We start from the raw sequence: 22,141 nt of genomic DNA on the forward strand, positions 1-22,141 counted from the left end.
TACTATGACTCACCCCGTTTGGGTCCTTCCTCTGGCCAGTCCTCGCCCGACACGAACGGAAGGTTGACTCGGCCTATGGCAAAAGGCGCCTGCCCAACTGGGCCCATAGTTGGTGCGGGCCCTTCGGCGCCTATTCTGTTTCAGCCAGCGGTGGCTATCTCGACAAAGCCGGACGGGCGCAACACAGACAGCCCGAACTGGCCTGGACCAGCACCACCTTCTGGTTGCGAGACGCGCACCATTGCGATCCCAACCGAAGTAGCCGAGCTGTTGGCCCCCATCACGGACCAGCGCGGTCGTGACGAACTGCTCTGGTCCCGACCCGATGGCACACCGATACGACCACCCATGACAACGCACTGGTTCACCAAGGCCGTCGAACGACTACACGCCGCCGATCCATCGTTCCCCGCGTCCCCCGCGCACGGCCTCCGACACACGGCCGCATCCCTGATAATCCGCTCCGGGGCGCACATGAAGACGGTTCAGCGTCAGCTCGGCCACAAGGCCGCGACCATGACGCTCGACCTGTACGGCCACACCTGTTCGACGACGACCTCGGCGACATCGCCGACCGCATGGGAGCGGCACTGCGACACGCCGACGAAACGGGCCGTGTCCAGAATGTGTCCAACGCAATTTCTGCCACCGACCGCTGCACGCAAAAAGGCGCCCCACCTGCGATAACAGGTGGGGCGCCTTTGTGGAGCTGCCGGGAATTGAACCCGGGTCCTCCGTCGTGTTGTTAGGGCTTCTCCGTGTGCAGTCCGCTATGTCTCTACTTGGATCTCCCGGTCACGCGAACAAGCCGAGATGACGATCCCAGTCGCTGTTTGATGTTCCGACCTCACCCGCGACCGGCGAGGACGGTGAGCTCCCATAGATGATGCCGGCATCCGGGTCTGGGAGCATAACCCGGGCCGACAGACTAGCCGGCGCTACTTAGGCAGCGAGGGCGTAGTCGCGCTGATTGGAATCGGCGCTTAATTGGTTGCTGCGACGCTTACGGTGGTCTCCAGCCTGCACCGACACGCTTCCCCTATCTCGACGCACGAAGTCGAAACCGATCAGCCCCGAGTAGGACCCGCCGACGGAAGTCAGCGAGCACTTCAGTCTAACAACTCGTTGCGCAGAGTTCATTCCCGTTTCCCCGGCGCGCGTCCGCGGCGGTCACCGTCGGCGGCAAAGGCCATGGGAGCGAAGGCGGTGACCGTTCGGTCCTCCCAGTCGTCGGCGACACCTCCCGTGCGGGCGCGCTCGGCGACGAGCGCCCCGACGATGCCGTCGACCAGCACTTCAGGCTCCATCGACGACGCGAACTGACCGTTCCGTTTGCCCGCGTCGAGGACTTCCCGGAGTTCGGAGCGATGCCGCGCCAGCACCTGCCGGAAAAGGACGCCGAACTCGGGATCGGAATCGGTCAGCAGGGCGGCCATGCCGCCGAAACCGATGCCGTCGACCACCATCGACGCCGCGTGGCGCACCACCCAGCGGAGCCGGGCCTCGGCGGACAGGTCCGCATCGGGCGGCTCGACCACCGCGACCTCCAGCAACGCGGCGCTGAGCATCTCGTTCCGGTTGCGGTATCGGCGATAGATCGTCGTGCGCGCCACCCCGGAGTGAGCGGCGACGCTCTCGACCGTGACTCCCGCCGGTCCGCGGGTGCGGAGCAGTTCGAGGGTCGACCGGACGATTTTCGTGCCGCTGTCGCCTGCCACTCGTGATCACCTCGCACTTCCAGCCACTCCGGATCCGATCTCTGGCACGAATGATACCGCGCGGCGAAACGCTACACGTAGCGTAGCGCTACAGTGTGTGTAGCGAATCGGGTCGGGACCACTCAACGGAAGGAGTTCGTCGTGCGCGCAACACCTCGATCGACATCTTTTGCTTTCACCGGATACTTGATCCTGCTGCTCGCGTTTCTGTTTCTCGGGTTGTTCGTGGTGGCGTTGGCCGATGGCGTCGCCGCACCCGCGTGGCCGTTCGGCGTCGGGATGGCGGTCCTCTTGACGACATCTGTCGCATGCTTCCGGCATCAGTCGGTGCTCAGCCGTCGATCACGCTTCTCGGGCGGCGACATCCTCTCCGCCGACCCGATGACACCACTCCTGCGACGAGCCGACATCGAGCGCTACGAGCGCACCTACCGCCCGAGTGCCGACGTCTCGACGATGCACCGGACCGAGCAGATCAGCGCCGACCGCGCCGCGTGACGCCGACGACCCGCGCGAAGGGCGAGGTCGGATGAGCTGCCAGCTCATTCACAGCTGCCCGCCAGGCCCGGCCCAGGCGCCGCCGGGATCGTGGAGACCTCGTGAGCCGAGGACGGACTTCGGCCGACCGACGAGAGCGAGACCGAGATGACCTCCCCGACCCCCGGCGAGCACGAACCCGACCACGCCTCCCCCGCCCCGCGACCGGTGGCCCCGAAGACCGCCCCGGCCCGGTCGGCCCTGATCGCCGGCGCAGCCGGACTGGCCATCGTCGCGGGCGGACTGGGGTTCGGCGCCGGCTACATCACCGGCGATACAACGTCTGACCGGCCGACACCGGCCGCCGTCTGGCAGCAGGGCGACAACGGCCCGGGAATGGGAGGTGGACCGCAGATGGGTGGAGCGCAGCAACGTCAGCCCGAGACGAGCGGCTGACTCACCCCATCCCCTTCACGCGACGACCGACCTCACGCTCGACCTCACGCTGGGCGGTCCGCTTGGCGATGTCCTGGCGCTTGTCGTGGGCCTGCTTACCGCGCGCGAGTGCGAGCTCGACCTTCACCTTGCCGTCGTTGAAGTACATCGACAACGGCACCAGCGTGAGATTGCCGTCGCGGATCTTGCCGACCAGGTTGTCGATCTCGCGGCGGTGCATGAGCAGTTTGCGTTTGCGCCGCACAGAGTGGTTGGTCCACGAGCCGTTGCCGTACTCGGCGATGTGCAGGGCATGGAGCCAGACCTCGCCGTCGTCGATCGTCGCGAACGCGTCGACCAGCGAGGCCTTGCCTGCGCGGAGGCTCTTCACCTCGGTGCCCACGAGCACGATCCCGGCCTCGTAGACGTCGAGGATGGCGTAGTTGTGCCGGGCTTTCCGGTTGGACGCGATCACATTGCGTCCCTTTTCCTTCGGCATGCACTCACCTCCTCGACTCGATACCGGCCGACCTGCGGACGACCCACGTGTTGCTGACAGCCGACAATCCGAACCGTCGGCACGGACGGATCATTCCCGGACATAGACACGAAGCGTGACATACGCGGTCGCGCCGGCCAACACAATTCCGCCGAGCACCAGGAACGGTGCGACGAACAGCACGTCGGTCAACTCGATCCGGGCGAAGAAACTGACCCCGTACAACTCGCGTAACGCGTTGTCGAAGAAGAACTTCTTGGCCAGCAGCAGACCGCCGATGGCCAGCACCGAGCCGACGAAGGCGGACACCACCGCCTCGAGGAGGAACGGCAGCTGGGTGTACCACCGGGTGGCGCCCACCAGGCGCATGATCGAGACCTCGGTCCGTCTGGTGAACGCAGCGACCTGAACGGTGTTGATGATCAACAGGATCGCCGCGATCGCCAGTACCGAGGCGATGGCGAACGTCGCGTTGCGGACCCCGTCGAGCACGCTGAAGATCCGCTGCACCAGTTTGCGGTCGTCCTTGAAGGCGTCCACGCCCAGGTCTTTCCGGTCCGCGTATTTGGTGAGCACCGCATCGAACTGCCCTGGGTCGGACACCCGCACACGCAGGGAGGCGGGCAGCGTGCCCTCCACGATGTTCTCGGCGAGGTCGGGGTTGTTCGCGAAGATCTCCTTGGCGCGCTTGAAGGCCTCGTCCTTGTCCAGGTAGGTCACCGAGGTCACGCCCGGCTCGTTCTCGAGCCCGCGACGCAACTGGGCACACGGGTCGGACTCGCACTGCGGATCCCGTTCGGTCACCTCGGGATTGAGGTAGAACTCCATCTCCACGCGGTCGAGGAAGATCTGCTGACTCTTGTCGGCCATCTGGATCACCAGCAGACCGCCGCCGAACATGCCCAGCGTGATCGCCGTGGTGATGATCATCGCGATGGTCATGGTCGCGTTGCGGCGGAGTCCGTTGAGAACCTCGCTCAGGATGAAATTCGCTCGCATGCTTGCTCAGACAGTCCTTGGGTCGTGGGTGTGTGATTGCCGGGCGCGGTCGGTCAGCCGATCCCGTACACACCTTGGGGGTCGTTGCGCACGAGCTGTCCGTTGTCGAACTCGAGGACCCGCCGGCGCATGGCGTCGACGATGTGGCGGTCGTGGGTGGCCATCACCACGGTGGTGCCCCGACGGTTGACGCGGTCGAGGACGTCGACGATCTCCTCACTGGTCTCCGGGTCGAGGTTTCCGGTCGGCTCGTCGGCGAGGAGCACCAGCGGCCGGTTCACGATGGCGCGCGCGATCGCCACGCGCTGCATCTCGCCGCCGGACAGCTCGTAGGGCATGCGATCGTGCTTGCCCTCCAGACCCACGTACTCGAGCACCTCGGGCACGACACGCTGAATCGTCGATTTCGGCTGTCCGATCACCTCGAGCGCGAACGCGACATTCTCGGCGACGGTCTTCTTCTGCAGCAGCCGGAAATCCTGGAACACGCACCCGATGGACTGCCGCAGCTTCGGCACCGCGCGCGCCCGCAACCGGTTGACGTGGAACTCGCCGAGATACACGTCGCCACTCGTCGGACGGTCCTCCTTGAGGAGGAGCCGGAAGAACGTCGACTTGCCCGATCCCGACGGACCGATCAGAAACGCGAACTCCCCCTTGTCGACCTCGAGGCTCAGATCCTTCAGAGCGGGTCGACTGGACGCCTTGTACTGCATCGTGACGTTCTCCAGCTTGATCACGGTGTGCCAGTGTAACGACGACTCCTGAGAGCGTGTTCAGGCGCGACATACCGGCGCGGCCGCACGCTTGACCAGCCGTTTCCGGCCTCGTCAGCGTGTCGGGACCGTCGTGGTCGGGGTTTGTCCGCCGAAATTCGGGAACGGGATGTTCGGCAGTCCCGGGATGGTCTCGCGGCTCGTGCTCGGCGTCTGCGACCCCGTTCCGTCGGTCGAGGTGCCGTCCGTGCCCTCCACGCCGCCTGTCGTGTCGGTCGTCGACGGTTCGGTGCTGGTGGTGGTCGTCGACGACGTGGTCGGCGGTGGCTCGTAGGTCGGTTCGACCGTCTGCGAGGTCGTCGGGGCGGGTCGGGCGGGAGCCGGGGCCACGACGCCGTAGCGCTGCGAGGTGTATCCGTACAGCACGCAGCACGCCAGGAACACGGCGACGAGGATCGCGGTGCTCGTGCGGACCCGGGTCCGTGCGATGTGACCCCAGTCGAACCGCCGCCTGCGGTCGGGGTCGGCCGGCGACTCGGCTGGTGGCGGGTCCTGCGGAGGGATGCCCTGCGTCGGGATGATCTGTGTCGGGTCGTCCGCGCCGGGGATGGGCCGCTCGGGGTGGTTCTCGCCGGACCCGTGCCGGCCCGGGGTGTTCGGTGAGTCCACCATCAGTCTCCCCCGTCCCGGTTGCCCTGGTCGGCCTGCGTTGCCGGTGGCCCTCCGGCGGCGCGTACCTCGCGAGCCGGCACGTTGATTCCCTCACGTGCCAGCGCGCGGATGATGTGGACACGCAACGCACGTCCCACCTCGAACTGTTTGCCCGGCAGGGTGCGCGTCACCATGCGCACCGTGATCGCGTCGAGCTCGAGGCTGATGACGCCGAGCGACGACGGTGCGTCGAGCAGGATGTCGTGCCACCGCGGCAACGCGTAGAACTCGCGGCCGACCCGATCCAGCGTCTCGTTGACCATCCCGATGTCGGCTTCGGACGGAACCGGGACGTCGACAACCGCGCGCGCCCAGTCCTTCGAGAGGTTGGTGGCCTTGACGATCTGCCCGTTGGGAACGGTGATGACCTCTCCTTCGGCGGTGCGCAGCTTGGTCACCCGCAGCGTCACGTCCTCCACGGTGCCCTCGGCGGGCGAATTGCCGGTCACGGTCAGGTCGACCACGTCGCCATAGCCGTACTGCTTCTCCGCGACGACGAAGAACCCGGCCAGGATGTCCTGCACGATGCGCTGTGCACCGAAGCCGAGTGCGGCACCGATCACCGCCGTGGGCCCGGTCAGCCCGGTCAAGGGAATGCCGAACACCGACAGTGAGTGGATGATCACGATGATCGCGATCACCACGATCAACGTCCAGGCGACGACGTCGACCAGCGCCCGACGATGCTTCGCGTCCTCGGTCTGCACGATGAGATCGCTGGTCGAGAACCGCGAATCCACACGCGAGGCGTATTTGTCGGCGAACCATCGGATCAGACGGGCCAGCAGGACCGCGCCCAGGATCCAGATCACGATTTCCAGGCCGCTGGTGACGAGCCAGACATAGACCCGACCGAGGAGGAGTTCGGTCGGGCTCGGCGCAGCGGCCAGCAGCAGATCGGCGGGTGAGGCGATCACGCTTCGGCGGTCGCCATCCGCCAGCGGATCCCGGCCTCGATGAACTTGTCCAGCTCGCCGTCGAGCACCGACGCCGGATTGTTGTCCTCGACGCCGGTCCGCAGGTCCTTCACCATCTGGTACGGGTGCAGGACGTAGGAACGCATCTGGTTGCCCCAGCTCGAGCCGCCGTCACCCTTCAGCGCATCGAGCTCGGCGCGTTCCTCTTGCCGCTTGCGGTCGAGGAGCTTGGCTTGCAGGACGCGCATCGCCGACGCCTTGTTCTGCAGCTGGCTCTTCTCGTTCTGACACGTCACGACGATGCCGGTCGGGATGTGCGTCAGGCGGACCGCCGAGTCGGTCGTGTTGACCGACTGCCCACCGGGACCCGACGACCGATAGACGTCGACCTTGATGTCGTTCTCGTCGACGTCGATGTGGTCGGTGGTCTCGACCACCGGCAGCACCTCGACCTCGGCGAACGACGTCTGCCGCCGGCTCTGGTTGTCGAACGGACTGATGCGCACGAGTCGATGGGTGCCCTGTTCGACCGAGAGCGTGCCGTACATGTACGGGGCCTTCACCGCGAAGGTCGCACTCTTGAGGCCCGCCTCCTCGGCATAGGACGTGTCGTAGACCTCGACGCCGTAACCCTTCTGCTCGGCCCAGCGGATGTACATACGCATCAGCATCTGCGCCCAGTCGGCCGCGTCGACGCCGCCGGCGCCGGAACGGATGTTCACGACCGCGTCGCGCGAGTCGTATTCGCCGGCGAGCATCGTCTTGACCTCCATCGCCTGGATGTCGGTCCGCAGGCTCTCGCGCTCGGAGTCGGCGTCGGCCAGCGCGGTGACTTTGTCGTCACCTTCTTCGGCCTCGGCCAGCTCGTAGAGCACCGGCAGGTCCTCGAGTCGCTGGCGCAGCTCGGAGACCTTCCGGAGTTCGGACTGCGCGTGGGACAGCTCGCTGGTCACCTTCTGGGCATGGTCCTGGTCGTTCCACAGGTCCGGGTCAGAGGCCTGCATCTCGAGTTCGTCGATGCGACGACGGAGCTCCTCGAGATCGAGCACCTTCTCAACGGTGGTCAAGGTGGCGTCGAGGGATTCGAGGTCTGCGGTCACGTCGGGATGCACGGTTATCCAGAGTACCGACAGTCCGGCGGGTGAGCGCCCGGGAGGATCAGAGTGGGCCGGGCCCCTGCTCGGGCATCACCCCGAACCGCCACGACGTCGCGGCCTTCTGCGGTTTGTAGAGGACCGGCAGATCGTCGCCGATCTGGGGCCACGGGTCACCCGCACCGAGGACGAGCGTCCCGTACACCTCGGTGGGATTGGTCTCGGGACCGACGATCGTCCCGGAGATCGTGCAGAACCGGTCGCCGTTCTTGTCGGTGGCGCTCGTGGTCGGATCGTCGTCGCGGTCGGAGACCCCGACGATCGTGAACGTGCCCTGCACGAACTGGGAGGCCTTCGCCGCCGACATCGGCTGCGGATTGCGCCCGCGCTGCCACTGCACCACCAGCACCACGATGAGTGCCGCGATCAACAGGGTGAACGTCACGGTCAGCCACATGAGAGCTACCCTACCGGGCATGTCCGTCCCTCCCGGCCCGACGAAGTTCAGCGACGACGTCGAACTCGCACTCTCACTCGCCGACTCCGCCGATGTGCTGACGATGGACCGGTTCGGGGCCGTCGACCTCCGCGTCGACGACAAACCAGACCTCACACCCGTGTCCGACGCCGATCTGGCCTGCGAGACGATGATCCGCGAACGGCTCGCCGCACGCCGGCCCGCGGACACCGTCCTCGGCGAGGAGTTCGGCGGCGACGCCACGCTGTCCGGACGGCAATGGGTCATCGATCCCATCGACGGCACCAAGAACTTCGTCCGCGGTGTCCCGGTGTGGGCGACGCTGATCGCGCTGCTCATCGACGGCGTGCCGACGGTGGGCGTGGTCTCGGCACCGGCACTCCACCGGCGCTGGTGGGCGGCAACGGGTCTCGGCGCCCACGCCCGATTCGGCGACGACGAGGTGCGACGCCTGTCGGTGTCCGGGGTCGCCGACCTCGGATCGGCGAGCCTCGCGTTCTCGAGCCTGTCCGGCTGGGCCGACCGCGGTATTCGCGACCGATTCATCGACCTCACCGACCGGGTGTGGCGCGTGCGCGGCTACGGGGACTTCTTCAACTACTGCCTCGTCGCCGAAGGCGCGGTCGACGTCACCGCCGAACCGGAGGTCTCGCTGTGGGACCTGGCCCCCCTCGACATCCTGGTGCGTGAGGCGGGCGGACGGTTCACCGCCCTCGACGGCACGCCCGGACCCGCCGGCGGCAGCGCGGTGGCCAGCAACGGACTGCTGCACGACGAGGTCGTGGAGGCGCTGCGCGCCTGAGGTGTCGAAGGCGCTGCGCGCCTGAAGTCGTGGAGTCGCTGCGCGCCTGGGGGGCACTTCAGTCGGTGAAGGTGATCCGTACCGAGATCGGGTCACTCTGGAGCGCGCGGATGGTGGCCGACGTCAGACCGGCGAACAGCGGGCTGGTGGCGAAGGTGCGCGCCCGCGCGACCACGTCGTCGTCGGGTACGAACTGCGCTGTCCCCGTGCGCCAATGACGGCCGTGGCGGATGCGCACCGTCGGGTTCGCCGTGATGTTGATCCCCCATCCCGACCGCGTGCCGTGCTGGCTGATGACCCAGGCCCCGTCGGAGTCGAAGGCGGCCGACACCGGAACCCTGCGGGCCAGACCCGTCTTGCGGCCGACGGTCTCCAGGTCCGTCGCCAGGTGGGTGCCGATCCCGAGGCGATTGAGCGCGGCCACAGCCGGATTGGCGAGGTAGCGTCCGACGTTGCGCTCGAACCGGAACTTCCGGACCGCCCTGGCATCGCGCGACTTCACGTTCCGCGTGCTTCGCAGCGCGCCGATCCCGTTGCGCCGCACCGTCGTCACCGCGGTCCGCCAGAGCGGACGGGCCGGGTCCGGGTCTTCGCCACCGGCCATCCGGTGCAGTTGGTCGGTGTGCCACTGCAGGTCGAGTGCCCCTTCCAGAGACCTGGCGGTCGCGGTGCCGGACAGTCGGGACGGAACCGGCAACCGCTGCTGCTGCGACGTCAGACGATCGAGGTCGCCGGTCATCACGTCGAGCGCTGCGGTGGGTGTGGTCACCGTCGGTCGCCCGATCCCGACGAGGTCGCAGGCGCCGTCGGCGATCGCGGCCGCCATGGCTGTCTGCGAGCGGAAGCCGCCGGTGACGGCGAGCGGGATCCCCGCGGCGAGTTCGCGGACGGTGACGGCGTACTCCAGGAAGTACGCCTCCCTCTCGCGAGTGCTCGCCGACTGGACGGGCCGCCCCATCATCGCGGGCGACTCATAGCTGCCGCCGCTGATCTCGATGAGATCGAGCTGTTCGGACGCAAGCAACGCGATCACGGTGCGCGACTCGTCTTCGGAGAATCCGCCACGCTGGAAGTCCGCGGAGTTCAGCTTGATGCCGACACCGAAACCTGGCCGGACTGCAGCGCGCACCGCACGGACGACCTCGAGGGCGAAACGAGCCCGGTTCTCGATGGAGCCGCCCCACCTGTCCTCGCGTCGGTTCGCCAGCGGCGACAAGAACTGTGACAGCAGGTATCCGTGGGCGCCGTGGATCTGCACCCCGTCGAAACCCGCCGCCTCGGCCACCGCGGCGGTGGTCGCGAATCGCGAGATGATCTCTTTGATCTCCGCGTCGGCGAGGGCGCGCGGGGTCGGCACCCCCGGGATGGCGAGGCGAACGGCCGACGGAGCCACCACACGGCCCTCGGTCGTCAACGGATTGGCTTGTCGCCCCGGGTGATTGATCTGCATCCAGATGGGTGATCCACCGTCCTGCGTGGTCTTCGCCCAACGCGTGAGCGCATCGAGATGCCGGTCGTCCTCGACCACGACGTTCCCGGGCTCCCCGAGATACCGCCGATCCACCATCACATTGCCGGTGACGACCAGGCCGTAGGAGCCCGCCGCCCAGCGCGAGTAGAGACGCTCCAGACGATCGTCCGGGCCGGCACCCGCATCGCCCAGACCCTCGCTCAGGGCTGCCTTCATGATCCGGTTCGGCAGGACCTGACCCGAAGGAAGCGTCAGAGGTGCTGCCAGTGTCACCGTGTCGGTCATCTTCATCTCCTACGACTGGATTGCGTGTGCCCCGGGGACAACCCCGGTTCTATACCGATTGGTCTACTTCCGAGGACCCTAGTAGACCGATTGGTATACTGCAAGGAGCGGCCGGTCGCCCGGTGGGCCCGTGACGGACGAGGGAGTGGCATTCGATGGCAGCGCGAGACCAATTGATCGAGGCGACCGCGGATCTCATGCGACGGCACGGTGTCGCGGGCACCGCCGTCTCGGACATCCTCGAACACAGCGGCGTCGCCCGCCGATCCATCTATCTCAACTTCCCGGGCGGCAAGTCGGAACTCATGGCGGCCGCCACGCGCAGCTCGGGCGGCATGATCACCGCACTCCTCACCGAGATCGTCGCCGAGGCCGACCCGATCATGGCGTTCGCCGACATGTGGTCGGCAGCGCTGTCCACCACGGACTTCGAGGGCGGGTGCCCCGTGGTGGCCGCCGCACTGGGCCGCATGTCGGCACCGGAAGCCGCGGCCGCCGCAGCCGACGTCTTCGACGAGTGGCGGGATCTGATCGAGCGTCGGCTCCGCGACGACGGCATCGCGCCCGATGCGACCGCCTCCCTGGCCACCACGATCGTCGCGGCGATCGAGGGTGCGGTGGTCCTGTCGGAGGCCTCACAGTCCACCACCCCGTTGATCCAGGTGGCCACCCACCTCAACGAGCTCGTCGCCGTCCACCGGGCGCACCCGGGGGGCGCCGGCGATCGATGAGGCGGAGACCCTTCGTGACGCGCCCTCCGCAAGCTCCGGGCGCTCCTCAGGGAGCAGGGCGGGCCAGCGGTCTGTGGTTCTTTCGGATTAGGGAGCAGGGCCCCCAAACCCACTCAGACCTGCGTGGCATGCTCCTTCTCCAGCACCGTGAACTCGGTCGCGTCGGCCTTCATGTCGGCCAGTCGCCCGTAGTGGATCCCGCTACCGGCGTCGGACAGGATCGCCTGATGGATGGGCACCGCGACGCGGGGCGCCATCGCGCGCAGATAGTCGACCGACTCACTGAGTTTCATCCACGGCGCGGCCGACGGAAGCGCGAGCACGTCGACGTGTTCGAACGGGATGTAGAACGAATCGCCCGGATGCATGAACTGTCCCGGCTGCTCGGCGGTGCCGAGGACGTAGGCGACGTTGTCGATGACCGGGATCTCGGGGTGGATCACCGCATGCCGACCGCCGGTGAAACGTGCGGTGAGCGAGCCGATCTCGATCTGGTCGCCGCTGCGGGCGGCCGTCCACTCGCCGGCCACGGCGTCGCCGTTGAGTTGACTCGTCGTCTGCGGGTCGGCGTACAGGATCGCGTCGGGGTTGGCCGCGACGAGGTCGGGCAGCTTCGCGACGTCGCAGTGGTCGGGATGCTGATGGGTGATCAGGATGGCGTCGAGACCGCTGATGCCGTCGAACCCGCGCGAGAAGTTCCCCGGATCGAAAAGCACCTTGGTCCCGTCGATCTCGACGAGCAGACAGGAATGGCCGAAGTGGGTGATCTGCATATGTCCACTGTGCACGCTCGCGCGCGCTCACACAGCGGCACGCTCACACCACGACCGGGAAGAACCCCCAACCGACCACCGCGTCGAGAATCCGCGCGAGACCGTAGGCCAGCCACACCCCCAGCAGAACGGCACCGACCGGGCCGAGCACGAGGTCGCGCCACCCCGACAGCGGCGACCCGCGACGGCGCACCAGCGTGAGGGCCGCAGCCACCACGGTGGTCGCGGTCAGCACCAGGAACACCGGCCCGAACACGTTGAATGTGAACGCTGACCCGACGTCGCCGTGCATGAGTGCCACCCAGCTGCGGGTGAGTCCACATCCGGGGCACGGGAGGCCGGTCATCACCGCGAACGGGCAGAGTTGCGGTCCGGCGTCGACGCCGCCCGGGGTGAACACACAGGCAGCTCCGAGTGCGGCGGCACCGACCACGGCGACGGTCGTCGCGCCCACCACCTGATTGGCCGATAAGCCCTGTTCGCGGCGGTGATCGAGGGTCATGCCGCCAGCGTAGCGGGTGCCTGGACGGGTGGGGTCGGCCAAGTGCGTGACAAACTTCTTACTCCGAAGTAAGGTTGGGACTTACTACCGAGTAAGATCGGTCGCATCGACCTTGTCCACCCACGCATGTGGATCCACGCAGAGACCCCTACCGGGGCGACTGGAAAGAAACGGCTGGTGATCATGACAACTCACACCGAACCGCGCGACACCTCCGCAGTCGGACGCAACCCGCATCCGCGCAACTTCATCGGGACCGCGATGCGCGTCCTGACCACGGTGACCGGGTCCGAGTTCGCCGAGAAGTACAAGATCCGCGAGCCGATCAACCGCATCGCCTACCAGGGCACCAAGACCGGATTCCAGACCCTCGGGGCGGCGAACCGCGCGTTCAAGGCAGCACAGGGCGGTGGATCGGGTCAGGCCAAGCGACTCACCAGCGCACCCAAGGACTACTTCAACCTCACCCCCGACGACGAACAGCAGATGATCTCGGAGACGGTGAAGGAGTTCGCCACCGAGATCCTGCGCCCCGCCGCCCACGATGCCGACGCGGCGGCCGCCGCACCCGAGGACATCGTCAAGCGGTCGGCCGAACTCGGCATCACGATGATCAACGTCCCCGAGGAGTTCGAGGGCGCGGCCACCGAGCGCGGTGTCGTCACCAATGCGCTCGTCGCCGAGGCAATGGCCTACGGCGACATGGGACTCGCGCTTCCGCTGCTCGCGCCGAGCGGTGTGGCCACCACGCTCACCAACTTCGGCACCGACGAGCAGCAGCGCACCTACCTGCCCGACTTCGCCGGTGAGAACGTGCCCCAGGCGGCCGTCGTCATCGCCGAGCCCCGTCCGCTGTTCGACGCCTTCGCCTTGAACACCAAGGCGACCCGCGTGCCCAGCGGCTTCCGCCTCAACGGCGTCAAGTCTTTCGTCCCGGCCGCCGGTTCCTCGGAACTGTTCATCGTCGGCGCCCAGCTCGACGGCAAGCCGACCCTGTTCATCGTCGAATCCGACAGCAAGGGCCTGATCGTCGAAGCCGACCCGGGCATGGGCGTGCGTGCCGCGGGGATGGGGCGCCTGCTCCTGCAGGACGTCGCCGTCCCGGCAAGCGCGATCATCGGCGGCGAGCCCGACGCCGCGGCGACGGCCTACCGCGACGTCGTGCGGTTGTCCCGCCTGGGCTGGTCGGCGCTGGCCGCCGGCACCGCGCGCGCCGTCCTCGACTACGTCATCCCCTACGTGAACGAGCGTGAAGCGTTCGGCGAGCCCATCTCCAACCGTCAGGCGGTCGCCTTCATGGTCGCCACGATGGCGACCGAGGTCGACTCGATCCGTCTCGTCACGCTGCGCGGTGCCGCCCGCGCCGAGCAGGGCCTGTCCTTCGCCCGCGAGGCAGCACTCGCCCGCAAGCTGACGATCGACAAGGGCCTGCAGATCGGTCTCGACGGCGTCCAGCTGCTCGGCGGCCACGGTTTCACCAAGGAGCACCCCGTCGAACGCTGGTACCGCGACCTCCGCGGCGCCGGCATCGGCGAAGGCATCGTCGTCCTCTGACCGCGTTCGGAATGCAGCGAAAGAACCTCTCATGAGCATCAATCTCGAACTCCCGAAGAAGCTGAACGTCACCGTCGACCAGGCCCATCAGGCGGCGGCGGAGATCTTCCGGCCCATCTCCCGCAAGTACGACCTGCGCGAGCACGACTACCCCGTCGAGCTCGACACCCTGGCGAGCCTGTACGACGGCCTGTCCGAGACCGGCCAGGCCGGTGCGGGCGCCGACGGCGGTCGTAGCCAGCAGAAGAAGGAGAAGCCGAAGTCCGACGGCGCGGTGGTCAACGGCGGCAACATGCAGTCCGTGGTCAACGTCATCGAGACGTCGTGGGGCGACGTCGGTCTCATGCTGAGCATCCCCTACCAGGGACTCGGCAACTCGGCGATCGCCGCGGTCGCCACCGACGAACAGCTCGAACGATTCGGCAAGGTGTGGGCCGCGATGGCCATCACCGAGCCCGGTTTCGGTTCCGACTCGGCCGCCGTCTCCACCACGGCCACGCTCGACGGCGACGAGTACGTCATCAACGGCGAGAAGATCTACGTGACCGCGGGGTCGCGCGCGACCCACATCGTCGTCTGGGCGACGGTCGACAAGAGCGCCGGCCGGGCCGCCATCAAGAGCTTCGTGGTTCCCCGCACCCATCCGGGCGTCACCGTCGAACGTCTCGAGCACAAGCTCGGTATCAAGGTCTCCGACACGGCCGCGATCCGCTTCGAGAACTGCCGCATCCCGAAGGAGAACCTGCTCGGCTCACCCGAGGTCGACACCAAGAAGGGGTTCGGCGGGGTCATGCAGACCTTCGACAACACCCGTCCGCTGGTGGCCGGCATGGCCGTGGGTGTGACCCGCGCCGCGCTCGAGGAGCTGCGCCGGATTCTCGACGAGGCCGGCATCGAGGTCGACTACGATCGGCCTGCCGCCGACCAGCATGCCGCCGCGGCCGAATTCCTGCGGATGGAAGCCGATTTCGAGGCCGCTTACCTGCACACGATGCGGGCGGCGTGGATGGCCGACAACAAGCAGCCGAACTCCACCGAGGCGTCGATGTCGAAGGCCAAGGCCGGACGCACCGCCACCGACGTCACCAACAAGGTCGTCGAACTGACCGGCACCCTCGGGTACTCGGAGCGGCTGCTCGTGGAGAAGTGGGCCCGTGACTCCAAGATCCTCGACATCTTCGAGGGAACCCAGCAGATCCAGAACCTGATCATCGCGCGGCGTGTGCTGAACAAGAGCAGCGCCGAACTCAAGTGATCGGCTGACACACAACGCCTCTCGGCCCCGCGACGACACTCTCGCCGCGGGGCCGAGCCGTTGGCGCGAACCGGCTGTCAGGCGAGCCAGACGACCCACATGCCCGTCGCGCACGCGGTCACTGACGCGACGAGCGTTCCGACCGCATATGCCCCGGACCTCCACCGCTCCTCCCGCTGCGCCAGCCGCACCGTCTCGAACGCGGCCGTGCTGAAAGTCGTGTAGCCACCGCAGAACCCGGTTCCGGCGATCACCTGCCATTCGTGTGGCGCCCCGTGAAAGACGACGAGGCCGGCGAGCATCCCCAGCAACGCGCAGCCGCTGACGTTGATCGCGAACGTGCCCCAGGGCGTCGTCGTCGGCCATCGGTTTCTGACCGCTCCGTCGACGACGAACCGGGTGACCGCACCCAGCGCACCCGCCATCATGACGGCCAGCGCGATCACGCCCGCGCCACTCGGGAGGCGAGCGCGATCCCGCACGCTGCCGCGGCGAGACCGAGGACCACGCTGACGACCGCGTAGGACAACGCGGTCACCACCGCCGACGCCCGTGTCAGTTCGGTGATCTCCAGCGCGAACGTGCTGTAGGTGGTCAGCGCCCCACAGATGCCGGTGCCGCCGAACAGTCGTATCCGCTGGCGCCATCCCTCGTCGTGGCCGAGCCGCGCAAGCAGTTCCAGCAGCGTCCCCAGGACGAACGCGCCGATGATGTTGACCCCGAACGTCGCCCACGGCCAGTGTCCCTGCTGGGCGGGAAACGCTCCCTCGGCCCAGTACCGCACGCCGGTGCCGACGAGTCCCCCGGCGAAGACCCAGGCGAGCGCATGCACCCGGAGGTGCAGCGGACGTTCGTCGGGATCGACGGGGAGTTCGCGGTGCTCGTCTCGGTGCACGCGCCAAGTCTCCGCTACACGACGATCACATACAACACGATCAGATAGATCGGGACCAGCACGTCGAAGAAGAAGATGGGGCCGGCGTTGCCCGCCTTGAAGTTCCGGTGGATCACCATCTCCCGCACATGACCCACCGCGGCACCCAGGTAGAACACCGAGAACGCGATGATGGTGGCCAGGGTGAATTCGTCGCCGAAGCCCGACGCGATCACGCCCAACACACCCGTCGCGAGGCTGGCGAGCCCGACCTCCCACTGCCACGGGGTCTTCGGTGGCCACCCGATGGACTCCGCGATCGGCTCACCGACGAACATGTGGCCGCACCCGGTCATCCATCCCTGGACACCGATCATCCACAGCACCGAATTCTCGAGCAGATCCCGGCCCAGGTCACCGCCGGGGGTGAACGCGTCGATGAGCGTGGTGATGATCGTGCCGACGATCCCGACGAACGGTACGAGCCGGATCGCGTTGCGTATCAAGGCGTCGAGCATGCTCAGCCCCTGAGCTGATCGGCCAGCGCCGTCAGCACGTCGGGGTCCTCGATGGTCGAGGGCACTGTGTACTCTTCATGATCCGCGATCTGCCGCATGGTCTTCCGCAGGATCTTGCCCGACCGCGTCTTGGGCAGCGCCGGCACGACGGTGACGTCCCGGAAGGTGGCCACCGCCCCGATCTCGTTGCGTACCAGGGACACCAATTCGCTTCGCAATGTCTCGGAGTCGATGTCGACACCGGACTTGAGCACCACGTAACCGCTGGGGCGCTGCCCCTTGAGGTCGTCCCGGATGCCGATGACCGCACACTCGGCGACGGCCGGATGCGACGCCACCACCGCTTCGATGCTGCCGGTCGAGAGCCGGTGTCCGGCAACGTTGATCACATCGTCGGAACGGCCCAGGACGAACACGTATCCGTCCGCGTCGACGTAGCCGGAGTCGCCGGTCAGGTAGTAGCCGTCGAATGCCGACAGATACGACTTGCGGTAACGCTCCTCGTCGCGCCACAAGCCGGCGAGGGTCCCGGGCGGCAGCGGCAGGCTGATGACGATGTTGCCCTCCTCCCCCGCTCCGAGCGTGTTGCCCTCGGCGTCGACGACGCCCACCCGATATCCGGGCACGGGCACCGTCGGCGAACCCGCCTTGATCGGCATCGGCTCGAGCCCACGGAGATTCGCCGCGATCGCCCAGCCGGTCTCGGTCTGCCACCAATGGTCGACGACCGGGACCTTGAGGACGTCGGACGCCCAGGCGAACGTGTCGGGGTCGAGGCGCTCACCGGCTGCGAACAGGGTCTGCAGGGACGACGTGTCGTACTTCGCGAGTTCGGTGGCTTCTGGGTCCGCCTTGCGGATCGCGCGGATCGCCGTCGGCGCGGTGAACAGGGCCTTGACACCGTGATCGGCGATGACCCGCCAGAACGCGCCGGCGTCGGGGGTGCCGACCGGTTTGCCCTCGTACATCACCGTCGTCGCCCCCACGAAGAGCGGCGCGTAGACGATGTAGGAGTGCCCGACGACCCATCCGACGTCCGACGCCGTCCACCACACGTCACCCGCGCCGATGTCGTAGATGTTCGTCATCGACCAGGTCAAGGCGACCGCGTGCCCGCCGTTGTCGCGGACGACTCCCTTGGGCTTCCCGGTGGTTCCCGAGGTGTAGAGGATGTAGAGGGGATCGGTCGCGGCGACCGGTACCGGGTCGACCGGTTCGGCGGTGTCGGTGACCTCATCCCAGTCCAGCCAGCCGGCGTGATCGGCGGCGCTGCCGGTGATCTCCGGACGATCCTTGACGATGACGGTGCGCGGCGGTGTCGCCGACATCTCGATGGCCTTCGCCACCATCGGCAGATACTCGACCGTGCGTCCCGGTTCGAGGCCTCCCGACGCCGTGACGACGGCGACGGGCTCGGCATCGTCGATGCGCGTGGCGAGTTCCCGGGCGGCGAACCCACCGAACACCACCGAATGCACCGCACCGATCCGCGCGCACGCGAGCATCGCGATGGCCGCCTCCGGGATCATCGGCATGTAGATCACCACGCGGTCTCCGGCCGAGACACCCTGCGCGGTCAGCACTCCGGCGAATCTGGCGACCACATCGAGCAGCGCCGCATAGGTGTAGTGCCGTCGCTCCCCGGTCATGGCCGAGTCCCAGATCAGCGCCGTCCGCCCGTCGTTGCCGTCAGCGAGATGCCGATCGAGCGCGTTGTGGCAGGTGTTCAGCGTGGCGCCGGGAAACCAGCGGTAGAACGGGGCGTCGGAATCGTCGAGCGCCGTGGTCGGCGGGGTGTACCAGTCCACCGCTTCCGCGGCGGAGAGCCAGAACGCCTCACGATCATCGCTCGCCTGTGTGAACGCCTCGCTGTAGCTGCCCATGGCCTTCCCTTCGCCGTCTCGTCGTGGCCCGCACCCGAAACCGCTGCAGGGTGCCGCATCGCCCTTCGAGGGTATCGGTGTGATCGTCGCCACGACACGTGATCTGCGGTCCTGCGCCGACCGGCCGTCGGCTCGCGGCGAACGGTCAGTACAGGTACTTGCGGTACTGCTCGTCGGTCTCGCGGTCGTCGACCAGCGGGACATCGAGTTCGGGCATGACCATCCGGGTGATGGCGGCCACCGTGGGCAGCGTGCGGGGAGTCCAGGTCTCCGGTTTCCACAGATCCGCACGCAGGAACGCCTTGGAACAGTGGTAGAAGACTTCGTCGACGTCGATCTCCACCGCCAGGATCGGACGCTTTCCCTTGACCGCCAGGGCGTCGAAGTAGTCACCGTCGTCGACGACGCGGGCGGCCCCGTTGACCCGGAGGGTGTCGTTGCGGCCGGGGACGACGAAGATGGTGCCGGCGTGCGGGTTGCGCAGGATGTTCAGATAACCGTCGACGCGCCTGTTCCCGGGACGTTCCGGAATCGCGATGCGGGTGTCGTCGATGATGTGCACCACCTTGCCGGCGGGGTCGCCCTTGGGTGAGACATCGACGCGTCCGTGGGCGTCGGCGGTGGCCAGGAACACCACGGGTGAGGCGGCAAGCCACGCCCGATCGATGTCGGACAGCGTCGGCCTGACCTTGTCGCGAACCACGTCAGCCGGTTCGCCGACGATCTCCCGCAGCCTCGCCTCGTCGGTGATGTGCATGCGGACATCGTGTCATGTGGGTGGTGCTACGCAGGTCCCGGCGCCGGCGTCGGCCAGCGGAGATTCCATCCGATGCCGCGGGAGTGCTCGGTGAGCCCGGACCGCCGGCGGAGATGGACCGACCCGTCGGTGACGATGAGGGTGCGGTCGCCGTCCAGCCGTCCGGCGAGGCGGCGGGCGGTCCAGCCCGGGCGGGCGCCGCCCCCTCCGAGGACGACGGCCCCTGCCCCGACGCGTTGCGCGGCCCGATGCAGGACCGCCGTCGGGTCGCCGACCTCGCTTCTGGTCGACACCGTCCGCGCACCGTGCCATCTCGCGAGCTCGGCCGCGGTCCGCAGGCACTCGTCGACCCGCGCCTGTCCGGAGAGCAGGTAGGACTCGTCCTTGAGGGCGTCGTGGAGGGCGGTGCTCGCTTCCTTCCGGCGGCCGCGGGTGGCGCAGATCAGGATCAGGTCGCCGGACTCGCCCAGCAGGCGAGCCGCGACCTTCACCGCCCGCAACGAGGCATCGCCACCGTCGACGCCGACGACGACCGGGTGGCCGAGCCCTCCGCGGCTGCTCGCCGTGGCGTCGCGTACCTCCCGGAACGTGGTCATCGAGGCGAGAGTGGTTGGCAATTCCCGGGTTTCGAGAGTTTCCCATCGCCGGGGTCGTGTCCTCAGCGTCATCATCGTGTCCTCCTGGGTCAGCGATATCAGCTGCTCACAACGCTATGGAGGCAACAGATCCGCGTCGCCATCCCGCGGGTTGACCCGTACTCCACCCCAGGGTGGAGATCGGAATCCACCGTCGGGCGGACGTTCGGCTGTGACGCGGAACTATCCTGGAACGGTGACGGGCTTCACAGCGAACGCAGGCGCAGGGCTGCAGCGCCGCATCGAACGGGCCGGCGGCGACTATCCCCCGCTGTATCCCGCTGTCATCCTGTCGTCGAGCCTGGTGGTCACCGTGGTGTCCACAGCGCAACGCATTCCGTTCGAGCAGGTCTGGTGGGTGATCGCGGCCCTGGTGCTCGCGGCGGTGACGCTGGTGATGGATCTGTCGCTGCCGCCGACCTCGTACGCGTGCTTCGGCATCATCACCAGTTCGGTCTGTTTTCTGATGATCCCGACGCCGACCGACGCCGCACCACTGCAACTCGTCCTCATGGCGGCGATCGCGGCCGCGATGTATCCCCTGTTCACCGGCATCGCCGTGATGATCGTGTGCATCGCGGTCATCGTCTGGTTCGGCGCCTTCGGCGGCCTCGACTCACCGGCGCTCTACGCACTCGGCGTCGCCTGCGGATGGCTGATCGGCTACATGGTGCTGATCCAGAAACGACTGGCCGACAACCGGGCTCGCGTACTCGCCGAGCGAGCCGACCGCGCTGCCGGCGACGAACGACGCCGGATCGCACGCGAGATCCACGACGTCATCGCGCACTCCCTGTCGATCACGATGCTCAACGTCACCGGCGCTCGGCGCGCCCTCGAACAGGATCGCGATGTCGAGGAGGCCCTGGATGCGCTCTCCGACGCCGAACGCCAGGGCCGGCAGGCCATGACCGAGATCCGCGCCATCGTCCATGTGCTGGGGACAGCCGGACCCGCGGGAACGACGGCCCCGTCGCCGGGTGCCGACGATCTGGTCCGGCTGGTCGAGGACTACCGCAAGGCCGGAGTGGACATCGACTTCACCGTCGCCGGTGACGTCACCGAGCTCCCGCGGCCGGTCGGCGCGGCGCTGTACCGCATCGCCCAGGAATCGTTGGCGAACGTCGTCAAACACTCGGCGGGCAAGCGCGCGTCGGTCTCGGTGTCGGTGTCCGATGCGGTCGCACTGACGGTCGAGAACCCCGCGGCCCAGGGCCGTCCACGACAATGCGACGGGACCGGCATCGAGGGGATGACCCAGCGCGCGAGACTGCTCGGCGGCACCCTGGACACCTCCCATCGCGCCGGCACGTGGTCGGTGCGTGCGACGTTGCCCGCCCGGTCGATCGCCGACGGGGTGCCCGTATGACGACCAGCGGACCGGCGGAGGCCCCGGCCGACCCGATCAGGGTCCTGCTCGTCGACGACCAGGAACTCATCCGCACCGGATTGCGTCGCATCCTCCGTCCCCGCGACGGCTTCGACATCGTGGGTGAGTGCGCAGACGGGTCCGAAGTCCTCGCCGGGATCGCCGAGCACCGACCCGACATCGTCCTGATGGACCTGCGGATGCGCAATGTCGACGGCATCACCGCCACCGAGATGGTCCGGACGCTGCGGGAACCGCCACCGGTGCTGGTCCTGACCACCTTCGACGACGACGTACTCCTGTCGCGGGCCCTGCGCGCCGGAGCGGCCGGGTTCATCCTCAAGGACTCGCCGGCCGAGGCGCTGATCTGGGCGGTCCGCGCCGTGGTTCGCGACGGGGCGTTCCTCGACCCCGCGGTCACCGAACGGGTGCTCCAGGGTTTTCGACGATCGGGCCGCGAGCAGGTGACCACCGCCGCCCCCGGGCTCACCGACCGCGAGACCGACGTGCTGCGACTGATCGCCCGTGGCCGGACGAATGCGGAAATCGGTACGGCCCTCGGCATCTCGCTGGTGACGGTCAAGAGCCACGTCAATCACATCTTCACGAAACTCGACCTGCGCGACCGCGCGGCGGCGATCGTGTACGCCTTCGACCGCGGTCTGGTGATCGCCGAGTACGACTGACC

At 67.6% G+C, this 22,141-nt stretch carries 26 protein-coding genes and 1 other RNA gene; 9 read left to right on the top strand and 18 right to left on the bottom strand.

The window, feature by feature from the left end; all coding sequences use genetic code 11:
- Positions 1–75: 75 nt before the first annotated feature.
- Positions 76–687, top strand: a complete 612-nt coding sequence (locus KTR9_RS27040) for a tyrosine-type recombinase/integrase (RefSeq protein WP_014927690.1) — start codon at positions 76–78, stop codon at positions 685–687.
- A gap of 14 nt (positions 688–701) precedes the next feature.
- On the opposite strand, the gene ssrA is transcribed toward KTR9_RS27040, so the two are convergent.
- Positions 702–1,075: a transfer-messenger RNA gene (gene ssrA / locus KTR9_RS26720) on the bottom strand.
- A gap of 61 nt (positions 1,076–1,136) precedes the next feature.
- Positions 1,137–1,718, bottom strand: a complete 582-nt coding sequence (locus KTR9_RS18735; protein ID WP_010844495.1) for a TetR/AcrR family transcriptional regulator — start codon at positions 1,716–1,718, stop codon at positions 1,137–1,139.
- Positions 1,719–1,859: 141 nt separating this feature from the next.
- Between KTR9_RS18735 and KTR9_RS18740 the strand changes: the two genes are divergently transcribed.
- Together KTR9_RS18740 and KTR9_RS18745 are read left to right on the top strand one after the other, a co-directional pair.
- Entirely contained in the window at positions 1,860–2,216 is a 357-nt protein-coding gene (locus KTR9_RS18740; RefSeq protein WP_035718168.1) for a hypothetical protein, read from the top strand.
- 147 nt (positions 2,217–2,363) lie between these two features.
- The gene (locus tag KTR9_RS18745; protein ID WP_044507060.1) at positions 2,364–2,651 is read left to right on the top strand and encodes a hypothetical protein; all 288 of its coding nucleotides are present in this window, start codon (positions 2,364–2,366) and stop codon (positions 2,649–2,651) included.
- 1 nt (position 2,652) lies between these two features.
- Here the strand turns inward: KTR9_RS18745 and smpB are convergent, their stop codons facing one another.
- The 7 genes from smpB to KTR9_RS18780 all read right to left on the bottom strand — a co-directional run bounded on the left by smpB (position 2,653) and on the right by KTR9_RS18780 (position 8,023).
- On the bottom strand, positions 2,653–3,129 hold the full coding sequence (gene smpB / locus KTR9_RS18750) for an SsrA-binding protein SmpB (RefSeq protein WP_010844498.1): 477 nt from the start codon (positions 3,127–3,129) through the stop codon (positions 2,653–2,655).
- Between the two features lie 90 nt (positions 3,130–3,219).
- The gene (gene ftsX / locus KTR9_RS18755; protein ID WP_010844499.1) at positions 3,220–4,128 is read right to left on the bottom strand and encodes a permease-like cell division protein FtsX; all 909 of its coding nucleotides are present in this window, start codon (positions 4,126–4,128) and stop codon (positions 3,220–3,222) included.
- Between the two features lie 53 nt (positions 4,129–4,181).
- On the bottom strand, positions 4,182–4,868 hold the full coding sequence (ftsE, locus tag KTR9_RS18760; RefSeq protein WP_010844500.1) for a cell division ATP-binding protein FtsE: 687 nt from the start codon (positions 4,866–4,868) through the stop codon (positions 4,182–4,184).
- 90 nt (positions 4,869–4,958) lie between these two features.
- A complete protein-coding gene (locus KTR9_RS18765) occupies positions 4,959–5,516 on the bottom strand; it encodes a hypothetical protein (protein ID WP_014927691.1) in 558 nt (185 codons plus the stop codon).
- On the bottom strand, positions 5,516–6,472 hold the full coding sequence (locus KTR9_RS18770) for a mechanosensitive ion channel family protein (RefSeq protein WP_014927692.1): 957 nt from the start codon (positions 6,470–6,472) through the stop codon (positions 5,516–5,518). The genes KTR9_RS18765 and KTR9_RS18770 overlap by 1 nt, the downstream gene beginning before the upstream one ends.
- On the bottom strand, positions 6,469–7,584 hold the full coding sequence (gene prfB / locus KTR9_RS18775; protein ID WP_014927693.1) for a peptide chain release factor 2: 1,116 nt from the start codon (positions 7,582–7,584) through the stop codon (positions 6,469–6,471). The genes KTR9_RS18770 and prfB overlap by 4 nt, the downstream gene beginning before the upstream one ends.
- Before the next feature lie 46 nt (positions 7,585–7,630).
- Positions 7,631–8,023, bottom strand: coding sequence for a hypothetical protein (locus KTR9_RS18780; RefSeq protein WP_010844504.1), 393 nt, complete (start codon positions 8,021–8,023; stop codon positions 7,631–7,633).
- A 19-nt stretch (positions 8,024–8,042) separates the two neighbouring features.
- Between KTR9_RS18780 and hisN the strand changes: the two genes are divergently transcribed.
- A complete protein-coding gene (gene hisN, locus KTR9_RS18785) occupies positions 8,043–8,846 on the top strand; it encodes a histidinol-phosphatase (RefSeq protein ID WP_010844505.1) in 804 nt (267 codons plus the stop codon).
- 58 nt (positions 8,847–8,904) lie between these two features.
- Here hisN and KTR9_RS18790 read toward each other — a convergent pair whose 3' ends face one another.
- Positions 8,905–10,608: a nitroreductase family deazaflavin-dependent oxidoreductase gene (locus tag KTR9_RS18790; RefSeq protein WP_014927694.1), complete on the bottom strand. Its 1,704-nt coding sequence runs from the start codon at positions 10,606–10,608 to the stop codon at positions 8,905–8,907.
- A gap of 149 nt (positions 10,609–10,757) precedes the next feature.
- On the opposite strand from KTR9_RS18790, the gene KTR9_RS18795 reads away from it, so the two are divergent.
- Positions 10,758–11,333, top strand: coding sequence for a TetR/AcrR family transcriptional regulator (locus tag KTR9_RS18795; protein WP_014927695.1), 576 nt, complete (start codon positions 10,758–10,760; stop codon positions 11,331–11,333).
- 113 nt (positions 11,334–11,446) lie between these two features.
- On the opposite strand, the gene KTR9_RS18800 is transcribed toward KTR9_RS18795, so the two are convergent.
- Together KTR9_RS18800 and KTR9_RS18805 are read right to left on the bottom strand one after the other, a co-directional pair.
- The gene (locus KTR9_RS18800; protein ID WP_014927696.1) at positions 11,447–12,106 is read right to left on the bottom strand and encodes an MBL fold metallo-hydrolase; all 660 of its coding nucleotides are present in this window, start codon (positions 12,104–12,106) and stop codon (positions 11,447–11,449) included.
- A 43-nt stretch (positions 12,107–12,149) separates the two neighbouring features.
- Positions 12,150–12,608 carry a DUF2752 domain-containing protein gene (locus KTR9_RS18805; RefSeq protein WP_044507063.1) on the bottom strand — a complete coding sequence of 153 codons (459 nt, stop codon included), beginning with the start codon at positions 12,606–12,608 and terminating at the stop codon, positions 12,150–12,152.
- Positions 12,609–12,791: 183 nt separating this feature from the next.
- On the opposite strand from KTR9_RS18805, the gene KTR9_RS18810 reads away from it, so the two are divergent.
- Positions 12,792–14,162 carry an acyl-CoA dehydrogenase family protein gene (locus tag KTR9_RS18810; protein WP_035718177.1) on the top strand — a complete coding sequence of 457 codons (1,371 nt, stop codon included), beginning with the start codon at positions 12,792–12,794 and terminating at the stop codon, positions 14,160–14,162.
- Positions 14,163–14,193: 31 nt separating this feature from the next.
- Complete coding sequence (locus KTR9_RS18815; protein WP_010844511.1) at positions 14,194–15,417, top strand: acyl-CoA dehydrogenase family protein; 1,224 nt, start codon at positions 14,194–14,196, stop codon at positions 15,415–15,417.
- Positions 15,418–15,494: 77 nt separating this feature from the next.
- Here the strand turns inward: KTR9_RS18815 and crcB (KTR9_RS18820) are convergent, their stop codons facing one another.
- The 6 genes from crcB (KTR9_RS18820) to KTR9_RS18845 all read right to left on the bottom strand — a co-directional run bounded on the left by crcB (KTR9_RS18820) (position 15,495) and on the right by KTR9_RS18845 (position 20,045).
- Positions 15,495–15,863, bottom strand: coding sequence for a fluoride efflux transporter CrcB (crcB, locus tag KTR9_RS18820; RefSeq protein ID WP_014927699.1), 369 nt, complete (start codon positions 15,861–15,863; stop codon positions 15,495–15,497).
- The gene (gene crcB, locus KTR9_RS18825; RefSeq protein WP_014927700.1) at positions 15,860–16,312 is read right to left on the bottom strand and encodes a fluoride efflux transporter CrcB; all 453 of its coding nucleotides are present in this window, start codon (positions 16,310–16,312) and stop codon (positions 15,860–15,862) included. The genes crcB (KTR9_RS18820) and crcB (KTR9_RS18825) overlap by 4 nt, the downstream gene beginning before the upstream one ends.
- A 14-nt stretch (positions 16,313–16,326) precedes the next feature.
- Positions 16,327–16,809, bottom strand: a complete 483-nt coding sequence (locus KTR9_RS18830) for a DUF6790 family protein (RefSeq protein WP_010844514.1) — start codon at positions 16,807–16,809, stop codon at positions 16,327–16,329.
- Positions 16,810–16,811: 2 nt separating this feature from the next.
- Complete coding sequence (locus KTR9_RS18835) at positions 16,812–18,692, bottom strand: propionyl-CoA synthetase (protein WP_044507064.1); 1,881 nt, start codon at positions 18,690–18,692, stop codon at positions 16,812–16,814.
- Between the two features lie 145 nt (positions 18,693–18,837).
- On the bottom strand, positions 18,838–19,449 hold the full coding sequence (locus tag KTR9_RS18840; protein ID WP_044507066.1) for an MSMEG_1061 family FMN-dependent PPOX-type flavoprotein: 612 nt from the start codon (positions 19,447–19,449) through the stop codon (positions 18,838–18,840).
- Between the two features lie 26 nt (positions 19,450–19,475).
- Positions 19,476–20,045 carry a universal stress protein gene (locus tag KTR9_RS18845; protein WP_044507068.1) on the bottom strand — a complete coding sequence of 190 codons (570 nt, stop codon included), beginning with the start codon at positions 20,043–20,045 and terminating at the stop codon, positions 19,476–19,478.
- A gap of 235 nt (positions 20,046–20,280) precedes the next feature.
- Here KTR9_RS18845 and KTR9_RS18850 point away from each other — a divergent pair, with 235 nt between their 5' ends.
- Together KTR9_RS18850 and KTR9_RS18855 are read left to right on the top strand one after the other, a co-directional pair.
- On the top strand, positions 20,281–21,453 hold the full coding sequence (locus KTR9_RS18850; RefSeq protein ID WP_014927704.1) for a sensor histidine kinase: 1,173 nt from the start codon (positions 20,281–20,283) through the stop codon (positions 21,451–21,453).
- Positions 21,450–22,139 (top strand): response regulator, encoded by a 690-nt coding sequence (locus KTR9_RS18855; protein ID WP_014927705.1) that lies wholly within the window; start codon positions 21,450–21,452, stop codon positions 22,137–22,139. The genes KTR9_RS18850 and KTR9_RS18855 overlap by 4 nt, the downstream gene beginning before the upstream one ends.
- Positions 22,140–22,141 lie beyond the last annotated feature (2 nt).

Origin of the sequence: Gordonia sp. KTR9 (genome assembly GCF_000143885.2) — a bacterium.
Lineage (GTDB): Bacteria > Actinomycetota > Actinomycetes > Mycobacteriales > Mycobacteriaceae > Gordonia.

Bases quoted from the DNA above. Each gene is read 5' to 3' on its own strand.
- KTR9_RS18780 (WP_010844504.1), bottom strand. From the start codon at position 8,023: ATGTGGCTGACCGTGACGTTCACCCTGTTGATCGCGGCACTCATCGTG.
- KTR9_RS18805 (WP_044507063.1), bottom strand. From the start codon at position 12,608: ATGACCCTCGATCACCGCCGCGAACAGGGCTTATCGGCCAATCAGGTG.
- KTR9_RS18745 (WP_044507060.1), top strand. From the start codon at position 2,364: ATGACCTCCCCGACCCCCGGCGAGCACGAACCCGACCACGCCTCCCCC.
- KTR9_RS18845 (WP_044507068.1), bottom strand. From the start codon at position 20,045: ATGACCACGTTCCGGGAGGTACGCGACGCCACGGCGAGCAGCCGCGGA.
- KTR9_RS18835 (WP_044507064.1), bottom strand. From the start codon at position 18,692: ATGGGCAGCTACAGCGAGGCGTTCACACAGGCGAGCGATGATCGTGAG.
- ftsX (WP_010844499.1), bottom strand. From the start codon at position 4,128: ATGCGAGCGAATTTCATCCTGAGCGAGGTTCTCAACGGACTCCGCCGC.
- KTR9_RS18765 (WP_014927691.1), bottom strand. From the start codon at position 5,516: ATGGTGGACTCACCGAACACCCCGGGCCGGCACGGGTCCGGCGAGAAC.
- KTR9_RS27040 (WP_014927690.1), top strand. From the start codon at position 76: ATGGCAAAAGGCGCCTGCCCAACTGGGCCCATAGTTGGTGCGGGCCCT.
- KTR9_RS18800 (WP_014927696.1), bottom strand. From the start codon at position 12,106: ATGCAGATCACCCACTTCGGCCATTCCTGTCTGCTCGTCGAGATCGAC.
- hisN (WP_010844505.1), top strand. From the start codon at position 8,043: ATGTCCGTCCCTCCCGGCCCGACGAAGTTCAGCGACGACGTCGAACTC.
- KTR9_RS18795 (WP_014927695.1), top strand. From the start codon at position 10,758: ATGGCAGCGCGAGACCAATTGATCGAGGCGACCGCGGATCTCATGCGA.
- KTR9_RS18790 (WP_014927694.1), bottom strand. From the start codon at position 10,608: ATGAAGATGACCGACACGGTGACACTGGCAGCACCTCTGACGCTTCCT.
- KTR9_RS18810 (WP_035718177.1), top strand. From the start codon at position 12,792: ATGACAACTCACACCGAACCGCGCGACACCTCCGCAGTCGGACGCAAC.
- KTR9_RS18815 (WP_010844511.1), top strand. From the start codon at position 14,194: ATGAGCATCAATCTCGAACTCCCGAAGAAGCTGAACGTCACCGTCGAC.
- KTR9_RS18830 (WP_010844514.1), bottom strand. From the start codon at position 16,809: ATGCTCGACGCCTTGATACGCAACGCGATCCGGCTCGTACCGTTCGTC.
- KTR9_RS18840 (WP_044507066.1), bottom strand. From the start codon at position 19,449: ATGCACATCACCGACGAGGCGAGGCTGCGGGAGATCGTCGGCGAACCG.
- KTR9_RS18855 (WP_014927705.1), top strand. From the start codon at position 21,450: ATGACGACCAGCGGACCGGCGGAGGCCCCGGCCGACCCGATCAGGGTC.
- smpB (WP_010844498.1), bottom strand. From the start codon at position 3,129: ATGCCGAAGGAAAAGGGACGCAATGTGATCGCGTCCAACCGGAAAGCC.